The organism is Chromobacterium sp. HL1, assembly GCF_057418835.1.
Window position 1 is genome coordinate 768,552 of sequence record NZ_CP162399.1, and the last position, 23,788, is coordinate 792,339.

The 23,788-nt window shown below is 64.9% G+C and carries 29 protein-coding genes; 12 read left to right on the forward strand and 17 right to left on the reverse strand.

Going from position 1 to position 23,788, the window contains the following annotated elements; genetic code table 11:
• Positions 1-154 precede the first annotated feature (154 nt).
• The 9 genes from AB1Z25_RS03475 to rplI all read left to right on the forward strand — a co-directional run bounded on the left by AB1Z25_RS03475 (position 155) and on the right by rplI (position 8,330).
• The gene (locus AB1Z25_RS03475) at positions 155-3,367 is read left to right on the forward strand and encodes a sensor domain-containing protein (protein ID WP_233246642.1); all 3,213 of its coding nucleotides are present in this window, start codon (positions 155-157) and stop codon (positions 3,365-3,367) included.
• Between the two features lie 68 nt (positions 3,368-3,435).
• A complete protein-coding gene (rlmB, locus tag AB1Z25_RS03480) occupies positions 3,436-4,191 on the forward strand; it encodes a 23S rRNA (guanosine(2251)-2'-O)-methyltransferase RlmB (protein WP_107798213.1) in 756 nt (251 codons plus the stop codon).
• A gap of 178 nt (positions 4,192-4,369) precedes the next feature.
• Positions 4,370-5,872, forward strand: coding sequence for a multicopper oxidase family protein (locus AB1Z25_RS03485; RefSeq protein WP_486636569.1), 1,503 nt, complete (start codon positions 4,370-4,372; stop codon positions 5,870-5,872).
• A 91-nt stretch (positions 5,873-5,963) separates the two neighbouring features.
• Positions 5,964-6,290, forward strand: a complete 327-nt coding sequence (locus AB1Z25_RS03490; protein ID WP_043632821.1) for a metal-sensitive transcriptional regulator — start codon at positions 5,964-5,966, stop codon at positions 6,288-6,290.
• 25 nt (positions 6,291-6,315) lie between these two features.
• On the forward strand, positions 6,316-6,618 hold the full coding sequence (locus AB1Z25_RS03495; protein ID WP_048415984.1) for a hypothetical protein: 303 nt from the start codon (positions 6,316-6,318) through the stop codon (positions 6,616-6,618).
• 312 nt (positions 6,619-6,930) lie between these two features.
• A complete protein-coding gene (gene rpsF / locus AB1Z25_RS03500; protein WP_048410930.1) occupies positions 6,931-7,308 on the forward strand; it encodes a 30S ribosomal protein S6 in 378 nt (125 codons plus the stop codon).
• A 17-nt stretch (positions 7,309-7,325) separates the two neighbouring features.
• Positions 7,326-7,625, forward strand: coding sequence for a primosomal replication protein N (priB, locus tag AB1Z25_RS03505; RefSeq protein ID WP_048415985.1), 300 nt, complete (start codon positions 7,326-7,328; stop codon positions 7,623-7,625).
• A gap of 5 nt (positions 7,626-7,630) precedes the next feature.
• Complete coding sequence (rpsR, locus tag AB1Z25_RS03510; protein ID WP_011137185.1) at positions 7,631-7,858, forward strand: 30S ribosomal protein S18; 228 nt, start codon at positions 7,631-7,633, stop codon at positions 7,856-7,858.
• Positions 7,859-7,880: 22 nt separating this feature from the next.
• Positions 7,881-8,330 carry a 50S ribosomal protein L9 gene (gene rplI / locus AB1Z25_RS03515; RefSeq protein WP_048410928.1) on the forward strand — a complete coding sequence of 150 codons (450 nt, stop codon included), beginning with the start codon at positions 7,881-7,883 and terminating at the stop codon, positions 8,328-8,330.
• 80 nt (positions 8,331-8,410) lie between these two features.
• Here rplI and AB1Z25_RS03520 read toward each other — a convergent pair whose 3' ends face one another.
• Both AB1Z25_RS03520 and AB1Z25_RS03525 read right to left on the reverse strand, forming a co-directional pair.
• Complete coding sequence (locus tag AB1Z25_RS03520; protein ID WP_227107032.1) at positions 8,411-8,746, reverse strand: DUF2322 family protein; 336 nt, start codon at positions 8,744-8,746, stop codon at positions 8,411-8,413.
• A gap of 465 nt (positions 8,747-9,211) precedes the next feature.
• Complete coding sequence (locus tag AB1Z25_RS03525; protein ID WP_486636570.1) at positions 9,212-9,763, reverse strand: hydrolase; 552 nt, start codon at positions 9,761-9,763, stop codon at positions 9,212-9,214.
• A 170-nt stretch (positions 9,764-9,933) separates the two neighbouring features.
• Between AB1Z25_RS03525 and AB1Z25_RS03530 the strand changes: the two genes are divergently transcribed.
• Positions 9,934-10,437, forward strand: coding sequence for a GNAT family N-acetyltransferase (locus AB1Z25_RS03530; RefSeq protein ID WP_486636571.1), 504 nt, complete (start codon positions 9,934-9,936; stop codon positions 10,435-10,437).
• 40 nt (positions 10,438-10,477) lie between these two features.
• On the opposite strand, the gene AB1Z25_RS03535 is transcribed toward AB1Z25_RS03530, so the two are convergent.
• The 4 genes from AB1Z25_RS03535 to AB1Z25_RS03550 all read right to left on the reverse strand — a co-directional run bounded on the left by AB1Z25_RS03535 (position 10,478) and on the right by AB1Z25_RS03550 (position 11,594).
• Positions 10,478-10,642 carry a hypothetical protein gene (locus tag AB1Z25_RS03535; protein ID WP_227107035.1) on the reverse strand — a complete coding sequence of 55 codons (165 nt, stop codon included), beginning with the start codon at positions 10,640-10,642 and terminating at the stop codon, positions 10,478-10,480.
• A 243-nt stretch (positions 10,643-10,885) separates the two neighbouring features.
• Entirely contained in the window at positions 10,886-11,071 is a 186-nt protein-coding gene (locus AB1Z25_RS03540; protein WP_486636572.1) for a hypothetical protein, read from the reverse strand.
• Positions 11,072-11,223: 152 nt separating this feature from the next.
• The gene (locus tag AB1Z25_RS03545; protein ID WP_199225798.1) at positions 11,224-11,394 is read right to left on the reverse strand and encodes a hypothetical protein; all 171 of its coding nucleotides are present in this window, start codon (positions 11,392-11,394) and stop codon (positions 11,224-11,226) included.
• A gap of 32 nt (positions 11,395-11,426) precedes the next feature.
• Positions 11,427-11,594 carry a hypothetical protein gene (locus tag AB1Z25_RS03550; protein WP_199225799.1) on the reverse strand — a complete coding sequence of 56 codons (168 nt, stop codon included), beginning with the start codon at positions 11,592-11,594 and terminating at the stop codon, positions 11,427-11,429.
• Positions 11,595-11,788: 194 nt separating this feature from the next.
• On the opposite strand from AB1Z25_RS03550, the gene AB1Z25_RS03555 reads away from it, so the two are divergent.
• Positions 11,789-12,688 (forward strand): LysR family transcriptional regulator, encoded by a 900-nt coding sequence (locus AB1Z25_RS03555; protein WP_486636573.1) that lies wholly within the window; start codon positions 11,789-11,791, stop codon positions 12,686-12,688.
• 201 nt (positions 12,689-12,889) lie between these two features.
• Here the strand turns inward: AB1Z25_RS03555 and AB1Z25_RS03560 are convergent, their stop codons facing one another.
• The 11 genes from AB1Z25_RS03560 to purM all read right to left on the reverse strand — a co-directional run bounded on the left by AB1Z25_RS03560 (position 12,890) and on the right by purM (position 22,597).
• Positions 12,890-14,134 (reverse strand): uracil-xanthine permease family protein, encoded by a 1,245-nt coding sequence (locus AB1Z25_RS03560; RefSeq protein WP_107798218.1) that lies wholly within the window; start codon positions 14,132-14,134, stop codon positions 12,890-12,892.
• A gap of 4 nt (positions 14,135-14,138) precedes the next feature.
• Positions 14,139-14,651, reverse strand: a complete 513-nt coding sequence (locus AB1Z25_RS03565) for a GNAT family N-acetyltransferase (RefSeq protein WP_158274227.1) — start codon at positions 14,649-14,651, stop codon at positions 14,139-14,141.
• Positions 14,652-14,725: 74 nt separating this feature from the next.
• Positions 14,726-15,358 (reverse strand): uracil phosphoribosyltransferase, encoded by a 633-nt coding sequence (upp, locus tag AB1Z25_RS03570; RefSeq protein WP_227107045.1) that lies wholly within the window; start codon positions 15,356-15,358, stop codon positions 14,726-14,728.
• Positions 15,359-15,495: 137 nt separating this feature from the next.
• Entirely contained in the window at positions 15,496-16,308 is an 813-nt protein-coding gene (locus tag AB1Z25_RS03575) for an EAL domain-containing protein (RefSeq protein ID WP_107798221.1), read from the reverse strand.
• Positions 16,309-16,432: 124 nt separating this feature from the next.
• Positions 16,433-16,744: a Grx4 family monothiol glutaredoxin gene (gene grxD, locus AB1Z25_RS03580; RefSeq protein WP_107798222.1), complete on the reverse strand. Its 312-nt coding sequence runs from the start codon at positions 16,742-16,744 to the stop codon at positions 16,433-16,435.
• Positions 16,745-16,823: 79 nt separating this feature from the next.
• Positions 16,824-18,206: a chloride channel protein gene (locus tag AB1Z25_RS03585; protein WP_107798223.1), complete on the reverse strand. Its 1,383-nt coding sequence runs from the start codon at positions 18,204-18,206 to the stop codon at positions 16,824-16,826.
• A 111-nt stretch (positions 18,207-18,317) separates the two neighbouring features.
• On the reverse strand, positions 18,318-19,568 hold the full coding sequence (locus tag AB1Z25_RS03590) for an RsmB/NOP family class I SAM-dependent RNA methyltransferase (RefSeq protein WP_370445212.1): 1,251 nt from the start codon (positions 19,566-19,568) through the stop codon (positions 18,318-18,320).
• On the reverse strand, positions 19,564-20,733 hold the full coding sequence (locus AB1Z25_RS03595; protein WP_486636574.1) for a DUF3108 domain-containing protein: 1,170 nt from the start codon (positions 20,731-20,733) through the stop codon (positions 19,564-19,566). The genes AB1Z25_RS03590 and AB1Z25_RS03595 overlap by 5 nt, the downstream gene beginning before the upstream one ends.
• 4 nt (positions 20,734-20,737) lie before the next feature.
• The gene (gene purN, locus AB1Z25_RS03600) at positions 20,738-21,367 is read right to left on the reverse strand and encodes a phosphoribosylglycinamide formyltransferase (protein WP_486636575.1); all 630 of its coding nucleotides are present in this window, start codon (positions 21,365-21,367) and stop codon (positions 20,738-20,740) included.
• Positions 21,364-21,591: a hypothetical protein gene (locus AB1Z25_RS03605; RefSeq protein WP_146176566.1), complete on the reverse strand. Its 228-nt coding sequence runs from the start codon at positions 21,589-21,591 to the stop codon at positions 21,364-21,366. The genes purN and AB1Z25_RS03605 overlap by 4 nt, the downstream gene beginning before the upstream one ends.
• Complete coding sequence (gene purM, locus AB1Z25_RS03610) at positions 21,560-22,597, reverse strand: phosphoribosylformylglycinamidine cyclo-ligase (RefSeq protein WP_107798228.1); 1,038 nt, start codon at positions 22,595-22,597, stop codon at positions 21,560-21,562. The genes AB1Z25_RS03605 and purM overlap by 32 nt, the downstream gene beginning before the upstream one ends.
• An 86-nt stretch (positions 22,598-22,683) precedes the next feature.
• Between purM and AB1Z25_RS03615 the strand changes: the two genes are divergently transcribed.
• Complete coding sequence (locus AB1Z25_RS03615; protein ID WP_486636576.1) at positions 22,684-23,778, forward strand: AI-2E family transporter; 1,095 nt, start codon at positions 22,684-22,686, stop codon at positions 23,776-23,778.
• Positions 23,779-23,788 lie beyond the last annotated feature (10 nt).

Below are 23,788 nucleotides of genomic sequence, written 5' to 3' on the forward strand. Positions count from 1 at the left end.
GCTTGATTTGTTAATGCAAAATTAATTTCGGCGCGCGGCGGGGCGCCGGCGCGAATGGGGGCGGGGTGGCGTGACAGTCGGATCGGCTTGCCGGGACGCGGCGGTGTTTCTGGGGTTTTTGGCGTGCACGGCTTTTTGGCCGCGCGAGCCGGTATTGGGATTTTCGCTGGCGGCCTTCCTCGCCCACGGTGTATGGAGCTATCGTTTTTTGCGTCGCGGCTGGCGCCAGTCCTGGTGGTGGCCGCTGGCCGCCGCCGCGCTGGCGGCGCAATGGTCGCCGCCGCAATGGGCGGCCCTGCTGCTGATCAGCCTGTACGCGCTGGCGCCCGGCCTGTACGCGGCCGGCCTGCGCGGGGGACTGGCGGTGCGTCAGCCGGCGGACTTGCTGCGGCTGCTGCTGCGGCTCGCCTGCTATCCCTCGGTGCTTTTGGCCGGCCTGGCCGCCGGCGCCGGCTGGCGCTGGTTCGGCATGGAGGGCTTGTGGTCGTGGGCGGCGCAGGCCTGGGGCGTGTCCGGCCTGGCCCTGTCCTTGTGCGCGCCGCCGGCCTTGTACGCGTCCGGCGCGCCGCCGACGCGGCGCCAGGTCTTGGAAACCGCCCTGATCCTGGCCCTGGCCAGCGTGATGTGGTTCAGCCTGCTGGGCAGCAGCGTCGCCTATTCTCTGCCCTGCCAATTGCTGTTTTTCCCGCTGATGCTGTGGGCGGCTTTCCGCGTCGGTTTCCGCGGCGCGGCGCTGGTGGGGGCCTGGGTGCTCGGCCTGCTGTCGCTATACGTGCTGGCGCCGGAGCTGACCATGCACGCCAGCGTGCTCAACGGCGCCAGCGAGGTGGCGCTGACCCTGGCCTTGAGTTGCGCCACCCTGCTGGTGTCGGTCTTGGCCGACGGCCATCGTCAGAACGAGAGCGCGCTGCGCGAGTTTCGCGCGCGGGTGGAGTCCCTGGTCAACAACAGTCCCAATATGATGTCGCTTAAAGGGCTGGACGGCCGGTTTCTGCTGGCCAACGCCGCCTATGCGCGCCGGGTGGGGCGCGCGCCTCAGGGCATGCAGGGTTTAACGGTGGAGGAGCTGTTCGACGAGCAGGACGCCGCTCAGATCCGCGAGCAGGACGCGGTGGTGCTGTCCTGCCTGGAGCCGCGCCAGTTCGAGGAGAGCTTTCTGTTCAACGGCGTGCTCAGCCATTTGCTGGTCACCAAGTTTCCCTTGTTCGACGCCCATGGCCGCCCGGCCGGGGTGGGCAGCGTGGACACCGACATCACCCAAACCCGTCAGGAGCAGAAAGCCAAGCGCGAAACGGAGGAGCGTTACCGCGCGCTGGTGGAGCAATCGCTGGTGGGCATCTACATCCTGCAGGACGAGAAGCTGATCTACGCCAACCCCAAGCTGGCCGCCATCATTGGTTATCAGCCCAAGGAAATGGAGGGCATGGGTCTGGAGCAACTGCTGGTGCCGGGCGAGGCCGCGCGCATCCGTCAGCAAATCGTCAAGCGCTACCGCGAGAACATCGCGGTGCTGCAATACGGCACCCGCGCGGTGCGCCAGGACGGCGTGGTGGTGGACGTGGAAATCCACAGCAGGCTGTTCGACTACGAGGGCAAGAAAGCCATCATCGGCGTGGTGATGGATGTTTCCGAACGGCTGGCGGCGGACGCCAATCTGCGGCTGGCGGCCAAGGTGTTCGAAAACTCGGCGGAAGGCATTCTGCTGATGGACGCCGAGGCGCGCATCATCGCGGTCAACCACGCCTTCAGCGGCATTACCGGTTACGCCGAGGCGGAGGCGCTGGGCAAGGTGTCGCGCATTTTTGGCGATCAGAAACAGCTGAGCCGGCAGGCGATGCTGGAGGCGTTGGCGGGCGGCGGCCATTGGCAGGGCGAGATGCTGGACCGCCGCAAGAGCGGCGAGTGGTATCCGGCCGAGCTGGCGATCTCGGCGGTGCGCGACGCCGGCGGCGCGCTCAGCAATTACGTGGCGGTGTTCTCCGACATCACCCTGCGCAAGCAGTCCGAGGAACGTCTGCAGTTTCTGGCCAATCACGATCCGCTGACGCAGCTGCCCAACCGCAGCAGCCTGACCACGCGTCTGGACGAGGCCATCATCAGCCTGGATTGCGCCAGCGGCTCGCTGGCGGTGATGTTCATCGACCTGGACCGTTTCAAACTGATCAACGACTCCTTTGGCCATCAGGCCGGCGACGAGTTGTTGCGGGAGACGGCGCTGCGCCTGCAACGGGCGGTGGGGGGGCGCGGCCTGCTGGCGCGGCTGGGCGGCGACGAGTTCACCCTGGTGATGACCGGCTTCAAGGACGCCGCCGCGCTGGTGACCGCCGCCGAGGACACGCTGGCGGCGCTGGGCCAGCCGCTGCGGCTGGAAAACCACGAGGTCTACGTCACCGGCAGCATAGGCATCAGCGTCTACCCCAATGACGGCACCGACGCTCAGACCCTGCTCAAGAATGCCGACGTGGCGATGTACCGCGCCAAGGAAGCAGGCAAGAACACTTACCAGTTCTTCGCCGCGGAAATGAACACCCAGACCTTCGAACGCCTATTGCTGGAGAACGGCCTGAGGCTGGCGCTGGAGCGCGGCGAGCTGGAACTGCATTACCAGCCGCAGGTGGACGCGGTCAGCCGCCGGGTGCTGGGCGCGGAAGCGCTGATCCGCTGGCGCCATCCGCAACTGGGCCTGGTGCCGCCGGGCCGCTTCATCCCGCTGGCGGAGGAAACCGGCCTGATCAAGCCCATAGGCGACTGGGTGCTGCAGGAAGCCTGCCGCCAATTGGCGGTCTGGGACCGTCAGGGCGTGGCGGTGCCGCGGCTGGCGGTGAATTTGTCCGCGCGCCAGTTCGAACAGCAGCTGCTGCCGCTCAAGGTGGCGGAGGCGTTGCGGGCGGCGGGCCTGTCCGCGGCGCGGCTGGAGCTGGAAATCACCGAAAGCATGATCATGCTCAACCCCGGCGAGGCGGTGCGCCAGCTGGGCGAATTGAAGGCGCTGGGCGTGGGCCTGTCCATCGACGATTTCGGCACCGGTTACTCCTCGCTGTCCCATCTGAAGCGTTTTCCGCTGGATACCTTGAAGATCGATCAATCCTTCGTCGAAGGTCTGCCGGACGACGGCGACAACGCCGCCATCGCCGAAGCCATTCTGGCGATGGCGCGCAAGCTGCAGTTCCAGGTGGTGGCGGAGGGCGTGGAGAGCGAGCGCCAGGCGCAATTCCTCACCAGCAAGGGCTGCGCCTTGCTGCAGGGCTATCACTTCGGCCGCCCGGTGCCGGCGGCGGAGTTGCCCGCCTTGCTGGCCGGCATCGTCGCCGTGGGCGAGCAGCGGCAGCTCGGGCTGATGTCCGGCGTGGAGGTGCTGGGCAGCTGAACGCAAGCCGGTTTTGCCCTGAACCGCCGCGCGCTCTAAAATGGCGGGATTGTCATTAGAGAATCGCCATGAGCAACAAACGCCTGATCCACGGCTTTCACGCCATCAATGCCCGTCTGTGGCAGAACCCCAAGAGCCTGCTGGAAGTCTGGCTGGCCGGCGGCCGCCACGACGCCCGCGCCAAGGCGGTGCTGGACAAGGCCGCCGAGGAGGGCATCAAGCTGCACATCGTCGACAAGGAACGCCTGGACAGCATGAGCGGCAACGCCCGCCACCAGGGCGTGGCGGCGATGATAGACGCCAGCCGCAACTTCGTGCACCTGGACGACGTGCTGGACAATCTGAGCGAACCGCCCTTGTTGCTGATCCTGGACGGCGTCACCGATCCGCACAATCTGGGCGCCTGCCTGCGGGTGGCGGACGCGATGGGCGCGCACGCGGTGATCGCGCCCAAGGACCGTTCCGCCGGCCTCAACGCCACCGTGTCCAAGGTGGCGTGCGGCGCCGCCGAGGTGATTCCCTATCTCACGGTCACCAATCTGGCGCGCACGCTGCGCGACTTGAAAGACGCCGGGATCTGGATCGCCGGCACCACCATGGAAGCGGATACCGACCTCTACCACTGCGACGCCGCCGGCCCGCTGGCCTGGGTGATGGGCTCGGAAGGCGAGGGCATGCGCCGCTTGACCCGCGAGCACTGCGACGTGCTGGTGTCCATCCCGATGTTCGGCACGGTGGAAAGCCTGAACGTGTCGGTGTCCGCCGGCATGGTGCTGTCGGAAAGCCGCCGCCAGCGCACGCTGGCGCAGGCCAAGGCCGATTGAGCCCTGGCCGCCCGCACCGCCAAGCCCCCGTCCTCGGGGGCTTTTTCTTGGGCGCGGGGTTTGACTGTGATCAGATGCGAGCCTAAAAAAGTAGACAGAATACGGAACCGATCTGGCGCCGCCGTAGTCTTGTTGATACCTTACCTGGGTATCCTATTTGCGAGAGGGGAGTGCAGTGATGGATAGACGTGGATTCATCGGCGCCGGCGCGGCGTTGGCTCTGGTTCCGTTGTTGCGGCAGGCCTGGGCGGCGCAGCCGCCCGCCGTCGATCACGCGGCGATGGGACATGGCGGCATGGGCGCGGCGGCGGAGACAATGCCGGCCGCGGCCGCTTTGGGCCTGCCGGCGGGCCTGGCTTTGCCGGCCCTGCCGCTGTTGCGCAACCAGAGCGTCTTGCCCGGCGTGTTCAGCGCGGCGCTCAGCGCCGGCGCGCAGGCGCTGCCGCTGTTGCCCGGCAAGCCCGCCACCGTGTTCTGGAGCTATAACGGCCAGGTGCCGGGGCCGACGATAGAAGTGTTCGAAGGCGACGAATTGCGGCTACATTTCGAAAACCGCCTGTCCCAGCCCACCACCATTCATTGGCACGGCCTGCCGATTCCGGCGGACCAGGACGGCAATCCGCAAGACCCGGTGCCGCCGGGGGGGAGCCGCGAATACCGCTTTACTTTGCCGCAGGGCTGCGCCGGCAGTTACTGGTATCACCCGCACCCGCACGGACATACCGCCGAGCAGGTGTATAGGGGACTGGCTGGCGTGTTCGTGGTCAAGAGCCACAGCGATCCGCTGGCGCATCTGCCGGAGCAAAGACTGGTGTTGTCGGACCTGAAGCTGGACGCCGACGGCAAGATCGCGGCCAATAGCGAAGCCGATCGCATGGATGGCCGCGAAGGCCAGTTCCTGCTGGTCAACGGCGCCTGGCGGCCGCATCTGACGCTGGGTGTCGGCGAGCGCCAGCGCTGGCGGGTCTGGAACGCCAGCAGCGCGCGCGTGCTTAAGCTGGCCCTGCCCGGCCACGAACTGGAACTGGTGGGCAGCGACGGCGGCCTGCTGCAACGGCCGCGACGCATCGACAGCCTGACGCTGCCGCCCGGCGCCCGCGCCGAGCTGGTGGTGACCGGACGCTTCGCGCCCGGCCACGGCGCCGGCCTGCTGGCCCTGCCGTATCGGCGCGGCAAGATGATGTCGGCCGAACAGGACGCGAGCCTGACGCTGCTGGAGTTGCGCCGGGGCGCCGTCGCCAAAACCACGGCGCCGCTGCCTGAGCGGCTGCGTGAAATCCGGCCCCTGGGCGCGCCGGCGGTGCGGCGCAGGGTGGTGCTGTCCGAAGACATGGCCAATCCCGCCGCGATGTTCCTGATCAACGGCAAGACCTTCGACATGGAGCGGGCGGACTTCCTGGGCAAGGTGGGGGCGGTGGAGGAGTGGGAGATCGTGAACGAGGCCGATATGGACCACCCCTTCCACATTCACGGCACCCAGTTCCAGGCGCTGGCGCGCCGCAAGGATGGCGTCTGGCGCGAAGAACCGTTCCTGGCCTGGCGCGACGTGGCCAACGTCTCCGCCGGCGAGACGCTGCGGCTGCGTTTCCGCCAGGACATGCCGGGCCTGCGCATGTTCCATTGTCACATCCTCGAGCACGAAGATGCGGGGATGATGGGCATGCTGCGGGTGGAGGCCTAGGCGGCCGCGCGCAACTGCGTCACAATGGCCGCAGCCCGGCCCGCCGGACGGCGGCCGGGCTCGCTTTGAACCCGCTTGGATTAGGATGGACATGACGCAAGAAAAACCGCAGGACGGCTGTTGCGACGCAGCGGCCCCGCTTTCCGACAAAACCGTGGTGCAGCCGGGCAAGAGCGCGCTGATCAAGCGTTTGGCGCGCATCGAGGGTCAGGTGCGCGGCATCAGCGGCATGGTGGAGGCGGACCGTTATTGCGTGGACATCCTGACCCAGGTGGCCGCGGTCAAGTCGGCGCTGGACGCGGTGTCGATGCAATTGCTGGAAAATCACATGAAAGGCTGCGTGGCGCGCGCGCTGCATCAGGGCGACGCCACCGGCATGGTCACCGAACTGATAGACGTGGTCAAAAAAGTGCGCTGAGCCGCGTCGCCGCAAAGGAATGCACATGAAAACCCCGCTCGCCGTCCTGTTGTCCCTCGCTTCCGCGCTGGCCGCGGCGGGGCCGATTCCGTTCGAGGTCTACATCAAGCTGCACAAGGGCATGTCCGAGGCCGAACTGGTGTCCCAGGCCGGCGCGCCCGATTACAGCAGCAACGGCCCCACGGTCAAAACCAAGGACGCCAACGCGGTGGTGGAAACCAGCACCCGCTCGCTGTCCTGGCTCGCCAACGACGCCGTGCCCTATACCACCACGGTGACGCTGAGCAATGGGGTGGTGGTGGATATCTCCCGCGACAAAAAGCTCTGAGAACCTGTTCAAGGTCTGCTGCGCGTCATGAAGCGTTGTACGGCGAGTACGAGCTCAGAATGCTCATGTACCCCCTCGTACATTCCGCTTTTTCGCTCGTTTTCGCCTTGCCTCGCCCTCGCTTGAGAGGCTTTGAACCGCGACTTGGGGCGGATTCCGAATCCCGTCTTCGCCACAGCCTTGCCGCCGTTCCGCGCGGAAGCCCCTGATTTATTTGCCTGCCGCCGGCTTAGCGCGTAGAATGCTGCGGTTTCAACCCCTTGCCTTTTGCAACTGCATGGCAAAAGGCTTCAATAGCCACAAGGAGTTAACATGCGTCATTACGAAATCGTGTTCATCGTCCACCCGGACCAGAGCGAACAGGTTCCGGCCATGATCGAGCGCTACAAGGGCATGGTTCTGGCCGCTGAGGGCAAGATCCACCGTCTGGAAGACTGGGGCCGCCGTCAACTGGCTTACCCGATCCAGAAGCTGCACAAGGCTCACTACGTTCTGATGAACGTAGAGTGCCAGTCCGAGACCCTGGCCGAAATCGAACACGCCTTCAAGTTCAACGACGCTGTTCTGCGTCACCTGACCATCAAGCTGGAGCGCGCGGTTACCGAAGCGTCCCCGATGATGAAGGACGAAAAGGCCAAGAACCTGCTGGACGCCCAGCAGCCGGCAGCCGAGGCTGAAGCTTCCGCCTAATTGGCCGGAGCAAAGTCTTGCAGAACCGTCTGGCGCTGACCGCCACGGTCGACCGAGAGGATGCGCTGAGATACACGCCCGCCGGCTTGCCGGTGTTGGAAATGTGGCTCAAGCATCAGTCCAGACAGACAGCTCACGGTTTTGATCGGGATGTGGCCTGCGAAATACAGGCCGTGCTGATAGGCGAAGACGCCCGGAAGTTTTCCGGGAAACTGGCGGGAAACACGGTGAATCTCACCGGCTTTCTGTCCCAGCGCAGCCTCAGGAATCCGCGGTTAGTGCTCAATATCGAATATGTTGAATTTGTAAAAGGTTAGTCAAAATGGCTCGTCAACTCTTCAAGCGCAAGAAGTTCTGCCGCTTCACGGCAGAAGGCATCAAGGAAATCGACTACAAATCCGTTGATCTCCTGAAAGACTTCATCGCCGAAAACGGCAAAATCATTCCGGCTCGCATCACCGGCACCAAGGCCCGCTACCAGCGTCAGCTGACCACCGCTATCAAGCGTGCTCGCTTCCTGGCCTTCCTGCCGTACACCGACCAGCACTAAGCCGGGAAAAGGAACTTAAAAGATGCAAATCATTCTGCTCGAAAAAGTTGCCAACCTGGGTCAACTGGGTGATGTGGTTAAAGTCAAGGATGGTTACGGTCGTAACTTCCTGATCCCGCAAGGCAAAGCCAAGCGCGCTACCGAAGCCAACCTGAAACAGTTCGAAGCTCGTCGCGCCGAACTGGAAGCCAAGCAAGCCGAGATCCTGGCCGACGCCAAGGTCCGCGCCGAGAAGCTGAACGAAGCCGTTGTCACCATCGCTCAGAAAGCCGGCGTTGACGGCCGTCTGTTCGGTTCCGTGACCAACGCCGACGTGGCTGAAGCCGTGACCGCCTTCGGCGTTGCGGTTAAGCGCACCGAAGTTCGCCTGCCGAACGGCCCGTTCAAGGCCATCGGCGAGTACGACATCGAGATCGCTCTGCATCACGACGTCGTGACCCCGATCAAGATCGTGGTGGTTGCCGAAGCTTAATTCCTGTTTTCAGGAACGCTTTATCAAAAAGCCCGCTCATTCGAGCGGGCTTTTTGTTTGGGCGCGCGCCGGGGCGCGGATCAATCGTCCTGGCTCAGCACCAGGCGCGCGCGCAAGCCGGGCGCGTCGGCCTCGGCGATGGACAGCAGGCGGTCGATATTGGGGTGTTTTCCCGGATTGGCGCGCGCGTCCGGCGTGTGTTCGGCGTAAAGCGCCAGTCCCTCGCGCGCGGCCTTGCGGTCGATATGGCCGTGGGTCTTGATCAGGGCGTGGTAGACGCGCACCGAGCCGGCGGTGCCGGGCTGATTGTCCAGCCGGCCGACCGGCTCGCCGCTGGCGTCCAGCAGCACGATGGCGCGAATGTCGTCGACGGCGGGCAGGGTGTTGAGGATGTCCTTGAAAGCGCTTGCTTGCATGATGTGTTTCCTATTGTCGTTATCGTGGCGGGCCGCCGGGGCGGCCCGTTGAGGGGGGCGTTGCGGATGGGCCGCGGCGTTGGGCCGGGCCGGATGCAAGACCGTTCCAGTGTAGCCGGGTATTAGGCGGCGGGCCGGCTGAGAAAGTTCAGCCGGTTGCTGCGCATTGCACATTTTTGGTGCAGCCGCTCGGCCGTCTTGCCTTGATTTGGTGCAATGTATGCCGACAGCTCTTCATTACACCATGCTTTGGATGATTTTGTGTTGCGGATTTGTTAATGAATCAAAGGCTTGGCCTGTGATTGTTAACTTGGCACGGCAATTGCTAACTATAAAGCGATCTGGTGACGCCAGGGCATGGCCCGGCGTCTCGCGCCAGTCTCCAAAGGGGATAAGAGAGCGGCAAAGCCGCCTTGAATCGGGGTCGATCGGCGAAGCCGGCGACCCCGTTTCATTTTCAGCGCATCAGGGCTGCTCGCCCACCAGATAGCGCTGGCTCATCCGCTTGAAGTGCTCGCTGCCGGCCTGGCGCAAGCATTCGAACAGCACCATCTCCTTGCTGACGATGACGGCCCCGGCATCGCGCATCCTTTGCAAGCCCAGTTCAATGTCGGACGCCTTGCGGCTGGACACCGCGTCCGCCACCACGAAGACCCGCTTATCCAGCTCCAGCAGTTCCAGCACGGTTTGCAGCACGCAAACATGCGCTTCCATGCCGCAGACGATGACTTGCGGCCGGGCCAGCACGGCGTCCGGCAGACAGTGGGCGGCGACGCAGGAAAAATGGGTCTTCTCGACCACCTTGGGTTCCGGCGTCTGGGCGAGCAGCTCGGGCAGGGTGTGGCCCAGGCCGCGCGGATATTGCTCCGAAAACACCACCGGCAGGCCGTGGTCGCCGGCCACGCTGATCAGCCAGCGGCAGCGCGCCGCCATGCCGGCCGCGTCGACGACCGCCGGCGCGAGTTTTTCCTGGACGTCCACCACCAGCAGGCTGGCCAACTCCTTGTGCATCAGCATAATGCGCTCCTTGGGGCGTGTGAGGGGTTTGTCGCAGCATTCAGGATACCTGTTTTGACGCGGGCTTGCGCCGCGCCGAAATCCTTTTGTCATTTTCGCTTGCCGGCATCATCCCGTTCCGTTGATGATGACTCAAAGGACGAATCGCAATAATCGACAGGAGGTGAATCGTGGATGGACTGCATATCCGCAAGGTGGAGCCGGAAGACGCGCCCGTCTTGGCGGCGATGATGGTGTTGGAGGAGGTGGTGGCCAATACTTTGCAACTGCCCTACCAATCGGTTGAGGACTGGCGGCGGAAGCTGGCGCACACGCCGCCGCATGTGCATTCCCTGGTGGCCTGCAACGCCGAAGGGCGGGTGATAGGCAATGCCGGCCTGATAGGCGACGAGCGTCCGCGCATCCGGCACGCGGCCAGCCTGTTCATCGTCGTGCATCCGGATTGGCACGGCCACGGCGTGGGCTCCGCCTTGTTGCGGGCGCTGCTGGAGCTGGCCGACAACTGGTTGGGATTGTTGCGAGTGGAGCTGGCGGTGGTGCACGACAACGAGCCGGCGATCGCCCTGTATCGCAAATTCGGTTTCGAATTGGAAGGGCGACGGCGGATGGAGCAACTGCGCGCCGGCCGTTATGAAGACACCTTGATCATGGCGCGTTTGCACCGGCCGGAATGACGAAGCGCCCGCGTGGGCGGGCGCTGGCGCGGCTGCGCGCTTATTTGCCGGCGGCGTCCTGCGCTTGCGGCGCCGGCTGCTGCGTTTGCAGCTGAGCGTCCATGCGCGCGCGCATTTCCCACATATTGGACAATCCTTCGCCGGCCATCGCGGCGCCGGACAGTAGGATCAGGGACAGGGTGGTCAGTACGGTTTTCTTCAGCATGATGTTTCCTTTCATGGCAAATCGACCGGTCGACCGGCTCGGCGCAGGGCGTCGACGGAGGTCGGCTGCGGGCCTGGCGAAGCCTGTCGCTGTTTGGGCGGCCTGCATCGCCATTGAATTCTAGTGAAGGCAGGGATTTTGTCCGGTCATGGCGGTGATCAATTTGCAAACGAGTGTGAATCGCGTTTCGCGGGGCCTGGCCTCCCGCCGCGGAGCGCGGGCGGGAGGGGGCGGTTCGCCATCTTAGCTGGCGGATTGGCTGGTCTGAGCGCCGGCTGCCGCGCTTGGCTGCGGGGCGGTTTGCTTGGCGGCGATCTGGGCCTCCATGCGCTCGCGCATTTCACGGGCGTTGCTGGCGCCTTCGCCGCCGGCCATGGCGGCGCCGGACAGAATGATCAGGGACAGCGCGGTGAGTACGGTCTTTTTCATGATGGTTTCCTTTCATTGCGATCTTGCCGGGGCCGGACTTGCTGCGTCCGGCGGCAGGGCTTGAGTCGACATTCTATGGCGGGCTTTGCCGCAGTGCGGTAAACGATTGTGAGCGTGTGCTAATGAGTTTTGACGGCGTTTACAAAGCCGGATTACCGGCCGGCCTGGCTGGTTTGAGGCGCTGTCGGCGCTTGCTTGGCGGCGATCTGGGCGTTCATGCGTTCGCGCATTTCACGGGCGTTGCCGGCGCCTTCGCCGCCGGCCGTGGCGGCGCCGGACAGAACGATCAGGGACAGGGCTGCGATAAGGCTGTGTTTCAACATGGTGAATTCCTTGTAAAGTGTGGGACGGGCGCTTATTTAGCTTGCGGAGCCTGGGCCGGGGTTTGGGCCTGCTTGGCGTCGATCTGGGCTTGCATGCGTTCGCGCATTTCACGAGCGTTGCCGGCGCCTTCGCCGCCGGCGGCGGCGGCGCCGGACAGAACGATCAGAGACAGGGCGGCGATAAGAGTTTGCTTCAACATGGTCAAAATCCTTGTGTGATTGAGTGGCTTGGCGGCGGCGAGGATGTTCAAAATGCTAGAATCGATCCGGCGCTCCGCTAAGGAGTCGCTTAGCCTGCTCTGGCGGGCTGTGCGACTTAGTGACTGAATATTAAGGATGTTTTTTCGCCGCAGATAGCGGAATGATTTGCACTGAACCATCAGTAAATTTGAATATGAAATTATCTCTCGACGCTTTGCTGGTGCTGGACGCCATCGATAATCACGGCAGCTTCGCCGCCGCCGCGGACGCCCTGTTCCGGGTGCCGTCCGCGGTCACCTATACCGTGCAGAAACTGGAGCAGAGTCTGGGCGTGCAGATCTACGACCGCAGCGGCCACCGCGCCCGGCTGACGCCGGCCGGCGAGCGCCTGCTCAAGGACGGCCGGCATCTGCTGGACGCGGCGCGTCAGCTGGAGCTGCGCGTCAGCAAGCAGGCTCAGGGCTGGGAACACCAGTTGCGCATCGTGATCGGAGACCTGGTGGATTTCGCCCAGGTGATTCCCTTGATCGCGGAATTCGATCAGCTGGCCTCGGCCACGCGGCTGATTTTCCGCAGCGAGATTTTCGGTGGCACCTGGGACGCGCTGTACGACGACCGCGCCGATCTGGTGATAGGCGCGCCCAATATGCCGCCGCCCGGGGATTATTTCACTCGCACCATAGGCAGTTACGATTTCGTCTTGGTGGTGGCCGCCGGCCATCCGCTGGTGGCGGAGGATAAGCCGCTGCCGCCGCATGTGTTGCGCCAGCACCGCGCGGTGGCGATAGGCGACACCTCGCGGCGCTTGCAGCCGCGCACCGGCGGTTTGCTGGACGGCCAGGACGTGCTGACCGTGCACAGCAGCCGCGCCAAGCTGGACGTGATCCTGGCCGGCCTGGGCAGCGGTTATCTGCCGCGCTCCATGGTGGGGCCTTATCTGGCCAGCGGGGACTTGGTGGCCAAGGAGGTGGCCGAAGACAGCCCGGACCACCAGATGTGTTTCGCCTGGAAGCAGGCGCAGCCGGGCAAGGCTTTGCAGTGGTTCATTCAGCGGCTGGAGCAGGCGGTGGAGGCGGGCGAGCTGCGGCCGTGAAAAAGCCGGTGTCCGCGAGGAGGCCGGCCGGATAGGCTCAATTGCGTGGGGGTTCTTAGAGCGTGTTTACGATCCCGCGAGCTAAGGCGAGACAAGGCGAAAACGGCTGAGAAAGCGGAATGTACACGTGGTATATGAGCATTTCGAAGGCGTACTCGCCGTGCCACGCCTCACGAAGCGCAGCAGATCGTAAACAGCTTCTTACACGTCCTGACCCTCGACGATGCCGTCATGGCTGGCGGCGCGCTTGGGCAGCAAGAGGTTCAGCACGATGGCCAGCAGCGAGCACAGGCCGACGCCGGCCAGCTCGAAATCCCCCAGCTTCAGACTGAGGCCGCCGATGCCGGAGGTCAGCACCACCGAGATGATCACCAGATTGCGCGGTTCCATCAGGTCCACCTTGGCCTCGATCAGGGTCTTCAGGCCGATGGAAGCGATGGTGCCGAACAAGAGCACCATGATGCCGCCCATCACCGGCAGCGGGATGGACTGCAGCAGCGCGTTGAACTTGCCGAAGAAGGCCATGGCGATGGCGAACAGCGCGGCCCAGGTCATGGTGACCGGGTTGAAGTTGCGGGTGATCATCACCGCGCCGGTGACTTCGGCGTAGGTGGTGACCGGCGGGCCGCCGATCAGGCCGGCCACGCAGACGCCCAGGCCGTCGCCGGACAGGGTGCGGTGCAGACCGGGCGACTTGGTGTAGTCCTTGCCGGTGACGCCGCCTATCGCCATCACGCCGCCGATGTGCTCGATGGCCGGCGCAATCGCCACCGGCAGCATGAACAGCGCGGCGGCCCAATTGACTTCCGGGCTGTGGAAGGCAGGCATCGCGAACCACGGCGCGGCGGCCAGCTTGGCGAAGTCCACCACGCCGAGCAGGGCGGCGGCGATGTAGCCGACGATGACGCCGGCCAGAATGGGCACCAGCTTGAACAGGCCGCGCGCGTAGATGGACACGATGACGGTGGTGGCCAGCGAGATCGCCGCCAGCAGCATGGACACCGCGTAAGGCGTCACCTGCTTGCCGCCGGCGACGCCCATCGCCATGCCGGAGGCCGCGGAGGCCACCGACAGGCCGATGATCATGATCACCGGGCCGATCACCACCGGGGGCAGCAGCCGGTTGACGAAGGCCATGCCGCGCCAGCGGACCACGGCGGAAAACAGGAAGTACATGAAGCCGGCGCAGAACAGACCGAACTGCGTCGCGCCCTGGCCCCAGGTGTGCATGGAATAAATGATGGGGCCGATGAAGGCGAAGGAGGAGCCGAGGAAGATCGGCACCTGGCGCCCGGTGTACAGCTGGAACAGCAGGGTGCCGACGCCGGCGCCCAGCAGCGCCATCGCCGGATTGAGGCCGGTCAGCAGCGGCACCAGCACCAGCGCGCCGAAGGCGACGAACAGGATCTGGGCGCCGGACACGGCCAGCTTGAGTTGTTGGAACATGGTTTTAACCTTTTGGCTCGTCTTGGTCTGAATGGGGGGCGGGGGCCTGGTCCAGCCGCTTGCCCAGAATGCGCGACTGCGGTTCCAGGCCGCGACGCAGGTAGAAATTCAGCGCGGCCTGATTGAAGTCCTTCACCTCCAGGCGGATCTCGTCGGCCGAATGCCGCCGCGCCCAGTCTTCGGCCGCCGCCAGCAGCGCGCTGCCTTGGCCTTGCCCGCGCTCAGCCGCCGTCACCACCAGGGTGGTGACGCGGCAGATGCGGCGCGGCCGCAGGAAGGGCAGGGTGAGTTCCAGCAGGGACAGGGCGATGAAAGCGCTGACCTCTCCGCCGGATTCCGCCAGCAGCAGCGCGCCGCCGGGCGCGTCCAGCAGGCCGGCCCAGAACGCGCGGTCGCGGTCGGCGGCGCCGTTGGCGGCGAAGATGTGCGGCAGCGCGCGATGGTGCTGCAGGTTGATCTCGTCGGCCAGGCGGCAGATCGCCGCGAGGTCGCTTGCGGCAGCGGGACGTATTTTCATGCTTGGGGCCGGGCTGGGCGCGCAAAAAAGCGCCGCTTCCGGAGTGGGAGCAGCGGCGCTGGACGGGCTCATGATCAGGCTTGCTTGGTGCCGAAGATCTTGTCGCCGGCGTCGCCCAGGCCGGGGATGATGTAGCCGTGCTCGTTCAGGTGGCTGTCGAGCGAGGCGGCGTAGATCTGCACGTCCGGGTGGGCGTCGTTGACGATCTTCACGCCTTCGGGCGCGGCCACCATCACCACGGCTTTGATCTGTCTGCAGCCGTTGCGCTTGAGCAGGTCTATGGTGGCGACCAGGGAGCCGCCGGTGGCCAGCATCGGGTCGATGATGATGGCGATGCGCTCGTCCAGATTGCCGACGAACTTCTCGAAATAGGACACCGGTTCCAGCGTTTCTTCGTTGCGGGCCAGGCCGACCACGCTGATCTTGGCCGAGGGCACCAGGTCCAGCACGCCGTCCAGCATGCCGATGCCGGCGCGCAGGATGGGCACCACGGTGACCTTCTTGCCCTTGATCTGCTGGACGTCGATCTTGCCGCACCAGCCGTCTATGGTGACGCTTTCCAGTTCGAAGTCGCGGGTGGCTTCATAGGCGAGCAGGCGCGCCAGCTCTTGGGTCAGCTGACGGAATTTCATGGTGCTGGTGTCGGCTTCGCGCAGCAGGCCGAGCTTGTGTTGCACCAGCGGATGCTGGACGACGGTGATGTTCATGAGACGTTCCCATACCTTGGCAAAGAGCTGCTTTCGGCGCGGGCGCGCCAAAAGCAGCTCTTGGTATTAATTATGAAGCCGGCAGCCTTCGATGATCCCGGGCTGCCGGTGCGGGGTATTTGGTATGGGGCGGTATTTTACCCCTTTTCCCATTCCGAAATCCACTGCAAGAATTCGGCGGCGGCTCGCGGCGGGCTGCAGATATAGCCTTGCACCGCGTCGCAGCCCAGCTCGGCCAGCGTGGCCAAGTCGGCGCTGTCCTCCACGCCGATGGCTACCGTGGTGAGGCCGGAGGCCTTGGCCAGGCCGATGTCTTCGCGCAGGATGGCTTGCAGATGCTGATTGGAGCTGACGCCCTGCACGAAGGCGCGGTCCACTTTCAGCAGGCTGAAATGGCTGATCAACAGCTTGTCGGTCAGGGTGACGCCGATGCCGAACTCGTCTATGCCGATGCCGAAGCCGGCGGCGCGCAACTGGGACAGCTGCGCGTCGGCCTTCTGCCAGTGCTGGCGCAGCGTGGATTCGGAGAATTCCAGCGTCAGCTTGGCCGGCTCCAGGCCCAGGATGCGCACTTTCTGCAGCAATTGCTCGCACAGGCTTTCATCGTCCAGCGACATCGAGGTCAGGTTGATGGTGACCGGAATGTCGTGGCCGCGCTCCTGCCAGTCGCTGCAGGCGTACAGCGATTTTTCCAGGATCAGTTCAGTGAGTTCGCGAATCATGCCGCGCTCTTCCATCGCCGGCACGAAGCTGACCGGGGACAGCACGCCAAGCGCCGGGTGCTGCCAGCGCGCCAGCGCCTCGGCGGCGATCACCTTGCGGCTGGAGATTTCGACTATCGGCTGAAACCAGGGAATGAGCTGATCGTTGACCAAGGCGCGCCAGATCTCTTCGATGGGCATGGCGCTGGCGGGGCTGAGGGCTGCTTTGGTTTCCTGATGTGTCGGCATGGGGCGATTTGGGTCGGGCAAGCGGATGTCACCCTGATTGTATGACATGGCGGGTGTTTTCGAAACGCTAAATTCCGCTTCAAAAACAAAGGTCCCGGGCATGGCCGGGACCTGGGAGAGGCGCTTACAGGTCTTTCAGCAGCTCTTGCAATTCACCGTTTTGGAACATTTCATACATGATGTCGGAGCCGCCGACGAACTCGCCTTTGACGTAGAGCTGCGGAATGGTCGGCCAGTTGGAGAAGTCCTTGATGCCCTGGCGGATGTCGGCGTCTTGCAGCACGTCCACGGTCGCGAACTGTTCAAGGCCACAGGCCTTGAGGATTTGCACCGCGCGGGAGGAGAAGCCGCATTGCGGGAATTGGGCCGAGCCCTTCATGAACAGCACTACCGGGTTGTCGGTCACGGTTTGCTGGATGGTTTGTTGCGCGCTCATTCAGTGGTCCTTGCTTGGATCGTCAATGTGGCTGCGGGGCCGCCTGCGGCGAAATACCCGAGCGTTTCAATGGGTTATTTTACTTTTCGGCCGCCCGCGGGTCAATTTGCTTCGCAGCGGGCGCCGCCTGCGCGGCGTGCCATTGCCGCAGGAAGATGTGCACCTGGCCGTCGTAGAGCGCGCGGCGGGTAATCAGCCGCGACACATTGGATGCCAGCAGCGCGGTGGCCATCAAGGGGATGATCATCGCCGAGGAGTCGGTCATCTCCATCACGATGATGAAGCCGGTCATCGGCGCGCGGGTCATGCCGGCGAAGAAGCCCACCATGCCCAAGAGCACGATCAGGGTCTGCGGCAGAAAGGGCAGCAGATTGGCCATGTTCAGGCCGAAGCCGGCGCCCACCGCCAGCGACGGCGCGAACATGCCGCCGGGCACCGCGCTGATGAAGCTGATGAACATGCTGAGCAGTTTGAGCAGGCCGTAGCCCTGCATGCCGGCGCCGCTGCCCTCGATGATTTCGCGGGCGCGGAAATAGCCGGTGCCGAAGGTGACGCCGTCGCTGGCGATGCCGATCACCGCCAGCGCCAGGCCGCAGCCGGCGGCGAACAGCACCGGTTTTTGCAGCCGCCAGCCGTGCAGCGGGCCGGGCAGGCGCTGGGTCAGCGCCAGCATGATGCGGCAGCAGACGCCGCCGAGCAGGCCGCCGATGATGCCGCAGACCGGGATGGCCAGCCAGGACTGCTCCAGTTCCATATTCACCGACACCATGCCGAAATAGCTGTAATTGCCGAGGATGGCGGTGGCGGTCAGGCCGGAGACGATCACGGACAGCAGGATGGTGGAACTGGCGCGCAAATCGAAGGTGCGGCCCATTTCCTCGATGGCGAACACGATGCCGGCCAGCGGCGCGTTGAAGGCAGCAGCCACGCCGGCGGCGCCGCCGGCCAGGATGAAGCTGCGCGCCGCGCCCTCGTGGCGCAGCGCCGCGTGGCGGTTCAGCGAGTATTTGATCGCCGCGCCCACCTGCACGATGGGGCCTTCATAGCCGAAGGTGGCGCCGGAGCTGATGCCGATCAGGGTCAGCAGCATTTTGCCGATGGCGGCGCGTATGGTCAGGATGCGCTCGCGCAGCGCCTGCATGCCGCCTTCCAGCGCGGCGATGGACTGCGGGATGCCGCCGCCGGCGGAGCCGGGAAAGTAATGGCGCATCAGCCAGATGGCCAGGGCGAGGCCGGCCGGAGTGATCAGCAGGCTCCAGTACGGTGAGTTGTCGTAGATGCGGGTGAAGATGGCGTGCGACAGATGGCTGCCGTTGGCGAAGACGCTGGCCATCAGGCCAATCAGAATGGCGGCGGTCCAGATCGGGATGTGGCGGCGCCACAGGACTGCGGACAAGTAGAGGTAACGCAGGCGGCGCTGGACGCGGCTGCGGACTTGTCTGGCAGTGGGGGTGTCTGGCATGGAGCCGGCCTTTGCGAATGAATATGTGAGATTTTTCTAATATTCAATGGTAAGGCGTATTGCCCGGAATGACAAACCCCGGCCGCATCAAGGGCCGGGGTTTGAGCATGCTCAGGCGTTTTTTTCCAGCACCGCGGCGAAGAAGCCGTCGGTATTGTGCAACTGCGGTTTCAGTTCCAGATAATCGCCCATTTGCAGCGAGATCTTCTGCTCCGCCAGCACCTCGTCCATTTTCACCAGCTTGAACTCGGGGTGATCGGCCAGGAAGGCGGCGACGATGTCCTGATTCTCCTGCGGCAACAGGCTGCAGGTGGCGTAGACCAGGCGGCCGCCGGCGCGCACCAGGCGGGCGGCGGAGGCCAGGATGGACGCCTGTTTGGCGTTCAGCTCGGCCACGCTCTCCGGGCTCTGGCGGAATTTCAGGTCCGGATTGCGGCGCAGCGTGCCCAGGCCGGAGCAGGGCGCGTCCACCAGCACGCGGTCGGCCTTGCCGGCCAGGCGCTTGACCTTGGTGTCGTTTTCCGAGGCCAGCAGCTGCGGGTGGACGTTGGACAGGCCGGAACGCGCCTGGCGCGGTTTCAGCTTGGCCAAGCGCTTTTCCGAAACGTCGAAGGCGTACAAGCGGCCGCTGGAAGCCATCTGCGCGCCCAGCAGCAAGGTCTTGCCGCCGGCGCCGGCGCAGAAGTCGACGACCATTTCGCCGCGGCGCGCGCCGGTGATCAGACCCAGCAGCTGGCTGCCTTCGTCCTGCACTTCGAACACGCCGGCCTTGAACAGCTCGTGCTTGGCCAGCGAGGGCTTGGTTTTGAGACGGATGCCCAGCGGAGAGTAGGGCGTGGCTTCGCACTCGAGGCCGTCGGCCTGCAGCCGGCCCAGCAATTCGTCGCGCTTCATCTTCATGGTGTTGACGCGCAGATCCAGCGGCGCGCCTTCGGCCAGGCCCTTGCCCAGCGCGATCACCTGTTCCGGCGTCTGTTCGCCCAGGCGCTCTATCACCCATTGCGGCAGTTCGGCGTCCACTTCCAGGCTGGCCGGCAGCGCCTTGCCCTTGATCTGGCCCAGCCATTCCTTTTCGCCGGCGCTGGCGGCGTCGCCCAGCTCCTTGACGTTGAGCCTGTGGATTTTCAGCAGGGCCACCAGGGCCAGCCGGCGCGGGGTGGCCTTGTCCGGCGCGATCAGCGCGCGCAGTTGCAAGAGGCGGCGCAGCGCGCCGAAGGCGGTTTCGGCGATGATGTGGCGGTCGTTGGCGCCCAGTTTGCTGTGTTCGCGGAAATAGGCCGACAGCACCGCGTCGGCCGGGCGGTCGAAGCGTATCATCTGGCCGATGACGGTTTCGATATGTTTCAGTTGATGGTGATTAATAGTCATTCTTGTGTTTTCTCGTGGGTTGCGGCGGCAGCTTCCATTGCGGCGCGCCGTTCACGTCGATGCGGACGGCTCTGAGGTCGATCCGCTTGTCCTTGTCGATGCGCTTGATGCGCACCGGCAGATTGGAGAATTCCGGCGCCAGCCAGAATTCATTAATGTCGCCGTCGCCCTCGGCGCGGAACACGATGACCCGGATCTTGCCCGCGCCGGTGTCGTAAACGGCTTCGCCGCTGGGGCGCATCGGGTACTCGTACACTTTTTTGCCGGTGGTGATCTGGATCGCTTCCGGTCCCAGTTCGCCGCCTTTCAGCCCCAGCTGGAAAGCCAGGCTGAATACGTCCTGCGCGCCGGGCTTCAGGTCCAGCAGCTTGTCGCCTTGGTCGCCGTAGCGCAGCTGACCCGCATTGTAGTCGAAATGCGCGGACTCTTTGGCTTGCTCGCCGCGCCAGGCCTGCAGGCTGTCCGGCCGCAACCCGTTTTTTAGCTGGAAGCCGCCCTCGGAAAGATAGCGCAGCTTCGGGCCGATAAAGGGATTGGCGCTGATGTCCAGGCGATAGCCGCCGTTGCCGCGGCTCCATTCCAGCGTGCCGGTGCCGGCCATGACCGAACCCCAGAACACTTGGTAGCCCAGTGTGGCCTGGCGCGGAAAGCCGCGCAGCGCGCCCTTGGGATGAATGTAGCCGTCATCGGCGGCGGTTTCGGCCGCCGGCGCGCTGGCTTCGTCCTTGTCGTTCGCCGCCATATTGTCCGCGACCGGCGCCGACGAAGCGAGTTTGTTCTCCGCGTCGGGCATGGAGGCGTCGGGCTTGGCCTCCGCCAGCGGCGCGCTGCCGGCGTTCTTGTTTGGCCGCGCCTGGGCGGCCATCGGCTCCGACGCCGCCTGCGGCGCCGACGCCTCCGTCTTCTTGGCGGCGGGCTTGGGCTTGGCCGGCGCCGGTTTGGGCGCAGCCGGCCGCAATTGGGCGACCGCGCCTTGCGGCGCCGGCTTGGCCGCCGGCTCATCGGCGTCCAGCGCCTGCATCTTGACGCTGATGCTGCGCAAGTCCTGATCCGGGGGCAGTTCCAAAGCCGCTTCCGGCAGCAGGCCGGAGCCCAGCACGCCCAGATGCAGGGCGAGCGACAGGGCCAGGGCCAGCAGGATCAGGCGACGGCTTTTCATGGGTTCAGGGCGCGGGCGCCATCAGGCTGCCGGCAAGCGCGGCGCGGCTGGCGATCTTGCCGGCGACGATGTTCAGCTCGCCGGCGACGAAGCGGCGCACTGCGGCCGGGTAGAGTTGGTGTTCCAGTTGCAGCACGCGTTGGGCCAGCGTGTCGGCGCTGTCGCCGTCCAGCACTTCCACCACACCCTGGGCGACGATGGGGCCGTGGTCCAACTCGGCGGTGACGAAGTGCACGGTGCAGCCGGCCACCTTGCAGCCCATTTCCAGCGCGCGCTGGTGGGTGTTGAGGCCGGTGAAGGCCGGCAGCAGCGAGGGGTGCACGTTCAGCATGCGGCCTTCGTAGCGGCGGGTGAAGCCGGCGCTGAGGATGCGCATGAAGCCGGCCAGCACCACCAGGTCCGGCTGGTGGCCGTCTATCAGCTGCGCCAGCGCGGCGTCGAAGTCTTCGCGGCTGGCGAAGGCTTTATGGTCCAGCGCCGCGGTGGCGATGCCGCGCTCGGCCGCCCAGGCGAGGCCGGCGGCGTCGGGTCGGTTGGAGATCACCGCGGCGATGCGCGCGCCGGCGATCTTGGCGTCGACGATGGCCTGCATATTGGAGCCGCGGCCTGAAATCAGGATGACGATATTCTTCATGATGGAATCGACGGAGACTTTGCCAGATAGTGTTCCCAGTCGGCGGCATCGGTGATGCAGCGCAACTCTTGTTCGTGCCAGCCGCCGCCCAGGTCCAGGCAGCGATCGAGGTCGGCCAGGATGGCGGCCTCGCGATAAATGACAAACGCCGCCAGCAGGGCCAGCGGCGCCAGTAGCATCCAACGCAGCGCTTTAGGCGATCTGAGTTTGATGTTCGTCTCCATTGCGGGCGCGCACCGCGCCGATCCGGTACGCGGTCTCGCCTTCGGCCTGCAGCAGGGCGACGGCCTGTTCCGCCTGTTCCGCCGCCACGATCACCACCATGCCGATGCCGCAGTTGAAGGTCCGGTACATTTCCTGGCTATCGACCTTGCCTTCCTGTTGCAGCCACTGGAACAGTTTGGGCTGCGGCCAAGCCGCGGCGTCGATCTGGGCGACGACATGTTCCGGCAGCACGCGCGGCGTGTTCTCGGTGATGCCGCCGCCGGTGATGTGGGCCATGCCTTTGACCGGCAGCGCCTGCATCAGCTTGAGCAGAGGCTTCACATAGATGCGGGTGGGGGCGATGATGGCGTCGCGCAGGCTGCGGCCGTCCTCGAACGGTGCGTCCAGGTCCGGCTGGGCGCGGTCGATGATCTTGCGCACCAGCGAGTAGCCGTTGGAGTGCACGCCGTTGGATTTCAGGCCCAGCACCACGTCGCCCGGGGCGATGTCGCGGCCGCTGATCACGGCGCTCTTCTCCACCACGCCGACGGCGAAGCCCGCCAGATCGTATTCGCCGGTCGGGTACATGCCGGGCATTTCCGCGGTCTCGCCGCCGATCAGCGCGCAGCCGGCCTGTTCGCAACCGGCGGCGATGCCCTTGATCACGTCGGTGGCTTGGGGCACGTCCAGTTTGCCGCAGGCGAAATAGTCGAGGAAGAACAGCGGTTCCGCTCCTTGCACCAGGATGTCGTTGACGCTCATTGCCACCAGGTCGATGCCCACGGTATCGTGACGATTCCAGTCGAAGGCCAGTTTCAGCTTGGTACCGACGCCGTCGGTGCCGGAAACCAGCACCGGTTCCTTGTATTTCTTGGAAATCTCCACCAGTGCGCCGAAACCGCCGATGCCGCCGATCACCTCCGGGCGCATGGTGCGCTTGGCATAAGGCTTGATGTTCTCGACCAGCGCGTCGCCGGCATCAATGTCGACGCCGGCATCACGGTAACTGAGGGAAGTGGTGTTCAAGGTAAACTCGCTTTCTGCAAATCTTGAAGTATTTTTACATCAAGCTTTCGCCGACGCGAAAGCAGCACATTTTAACTGAAGTCGCGATGAAACGCTCCCAAAACCGTCTGATTCCCTGGGTCATCGGCGCAACAGCCCTGCTGTTCGCCGGCTGGCTGTTGCAGCAGTTGGCAGCCGCGCTGACGCCGTTCGCGGTGGCCGCGGTGCTGGCCTATGTGCTCAATCCCGCGATGCGCTATCTGGCCGGCAAAGGCCTGCCGCGGCCGCTGGCCGCCGGCTTGGTGACGCTGGCCGGCATGGCCGCCACCTTCGCCTTGCTGCTGGTGGTGGCGCCCATGCTGTTCAAGCAGACCCAGGGCCTGATCGACCGCCTGCCGGTCTTGGTGGACTTCGCCCAGGGCCGGGTGCTGCCCTGGCTGCGCGCCGAGTTCGCCATCCAGCTGGAGCTGGACGCCGCCGGCTGGAAGCGGGTGCTGGCCGCCAACGCCGGCGCCTTGAAGAGCGCGCTGTCGGCGGTGGCCCTGCGCGCCACCCAGAGCGGTTTCATGCTGGCCGGCCTGTTGTTCAATCTCTTGTTGCTGCCGGTGCTGCTGTTTTATTTCCTGCAGGACGGGCCGCGGATGGCGGCGACGCTGGCCACGCTGGTGCCGCGGCGCTGGGCGGACGAGGTGGCGGCCCTGGCGCGGGAGCTGGATAGGGTGCTGGGCGAATTCCTGCGCGGCCAGCTGTCGGTGATGCTGATCATGGCGGTGATCTTCGCGTCCAGCCTGGCCTTGCTGGGCCTGGAGTCCGGCATCGCCATCGGCGTGGTGGCCGGCCTGCTGGTGTTCATTCCCTATCTGGGCACTTTTCTCGGTTTCGCGCTGGCGGGCCTGGCCGCCGCGCTGCAGTTTGATTCCGCCGGCGAGGTGCTGCTGGTGCTGGGCGTGTTCGGCGCCGGACAATTGCTGGAAAGCCTGCTGATCACGCCTTGGCTGGTGGGTGAGCGCATCGGCCTGTCGCCGGTGGCGGTGATCTTTTCCCTGCTCGCCTTCGGGCAGTTATTGGGCTTCGCCGGCCTGCTGCTGGCCTTGCCGATGGCGGCCGCCACCTTGGTGATCTGCCGCTTTCTGGCGCGCGCTTATTTCAACACACGCTTTTATCAGCGTAAAATCAGGAATAGACATCAAAACCTAGTTTGATCGCCTTCAC

Coding starts and splice junctions, on each gene's coding strand:
- grxD (WP_107798222.1), bottom strand. CDS start 16,744: ATGAGCGCGCAACAAACCATCCAGCAAACCGTGACCGACAACCCGGTA.
- AB1Z25_RS03565 (WP_158274227.1), bottom strand. CDS start 14,651: ATGAAAATACGTCCCGCTGCCGCAAGCGACCTCGCGGCGATCTGCCGC.
- AB1Z25_RS03575 (WP_107798221.1), bottom strand. CDS start 16,308: ATGCCGACACATCAGGAAACCAAAGCAGCCCTCAGCCCCGCCAGCGCC.
- AB1Z25_RS03495 (WP_048415984.1), top strand. CDS start 6,316: ATGAAAACCCCGCTCGCCGTCCTGTTGTCCCTCGCTTCCGCGCTGGCC.
- AB1Z25_RS03520 (WP_227107032.1), bottom strand. CDS start 8,746: ATGCAAGCAAGCGCTTTCAAGGACATCCTCAACACCCTGCCCGCCGTC.
- AB1Z25_RS03540 (WP_486636572.1), bottom strand. CDS start 11,071: ATGAAAAAGACCGTACTCACCGCGCTGTCCCTGATCATTCTGTCCGGC.
- AB1Z25_RS03485 (WP_486636569.1), top strand. CDS start 4,370: ATGGATAGACGTGGATTCATCGGCGCCGGCGCGGCGTTGGCTCTGGTT.
- AB1Z25_RS03560 (WP_107798218.1), bottom strand. CDS start 14,134: ATGTTCCAACAACTCAAGCTGGCCGTGTCCGGCGCCCAGATCCTGTTC.
- AB1Z25_RS03535 (WP_227107035.1), bottom strand. CDS start 10,642: ATGCTGAAGAAAACCGTACTGACCACCCTGTCCCTGATCCTACTGTCC.
- AB1Z25_RS03525 (WP_486636570.1), bottom strand. CDS start 9,763: ATGCTGATGCACAAGGAGTTGGCCAGCCTGCTGGTGGTGGACGTCCAG.
- AB1Z25_RS03595 (WP_486636574.1), bottom strand. CDS start 20,733: ATGAAAAGCCGTCGCCTGATCCTGCTGGCCCTGGCCCTGTCGCTCGCC.
- AB1Z25_RS03545 (WP_199225798.1), bottom strand. CDS start 11,394: ATGTTGAAACACAGCCTTATCGCAGCCCTGTCCCTGATCGTTCTGTCC.
- rlmB (WP_107798213.1), top strand. CDS start 3,436: ATGAGCAACAAACGCCTGATCCACGGCTTTCACGCCATCAATGCCCGT.
- AB1Z25_RS03490 (WP_043632821.1), top strand. CDS start 5,964: ATGACGCAAGAAAAACCGCAGGACGGCTGTTGCGACGCAGCGGCCCCG.
- rplI (WP_048410928.1), top strand. CDS start 7,881: ATGCAAATCATTCTGCTCGAAAAAGTTGCCAACCTGGGTCAACTGGGT.
- purN (WP_486636575.1), bottom strand. CDS start 21,367: ATGAAGAATATCGTCATCCTGATTTCAGGCCGCGGCTCCAATATGCAG.
- AB1Z25_RS03585 (WP_107798223.1), bottom strand. CDS start 18,206: ATGCCAGACACCCCCACTGCCAGACAAGTCCGCAGCCGCGTCCAGCGC.
- AB1Z25_RS03555 (WP_486636573.1), top strand. CDS start 11,789: ATGAAATTATCTCTCGACGCTTTGCTGGTGCTGGACGCCATCGATAAT.
- AB1Z25_RS03605 (WP_146176566.1), bottom strand. CDS start 21,591: ATGGAGACGAACATCAAACTCAGATCGCCTAAAGCGCTGCGTTGGATG.
- AB1Z25_RS03550 (WP_199225799.1), bottom strand. CDS start 11,594: ATGTTGAAGCAAACTCTTATCGCCGCCCTGTCTCTGATCGTTCTGTCC.
- AB1Z25_RS03615 (WP_486636576.1), top strand. CDS start 22,684: ATGAAACGCTCCCAAAACCGTCTGATTCCCTGGGTCATCGGCGCAACA.
- upp (WP_227107045.1), bottom strand. CDS start 15,358: ATGAACATCACCGTCGTCCAGCATCCGCTGGTGCAACACAAGCTCGGC.
- rpsR (WP_011137185.1), top strand. CDS start 7,631: ATGGCTCGTCAACTCTTCAAGCGCAAGAAGTTCTGCCGCTTCACGGCA.
- rpsF (WP_048410930.1), top strand. CDS start 6,931: ATGCGTCATTACGAAATCGTGTTCATCGTCCACCCGGACCAGAGCGAA.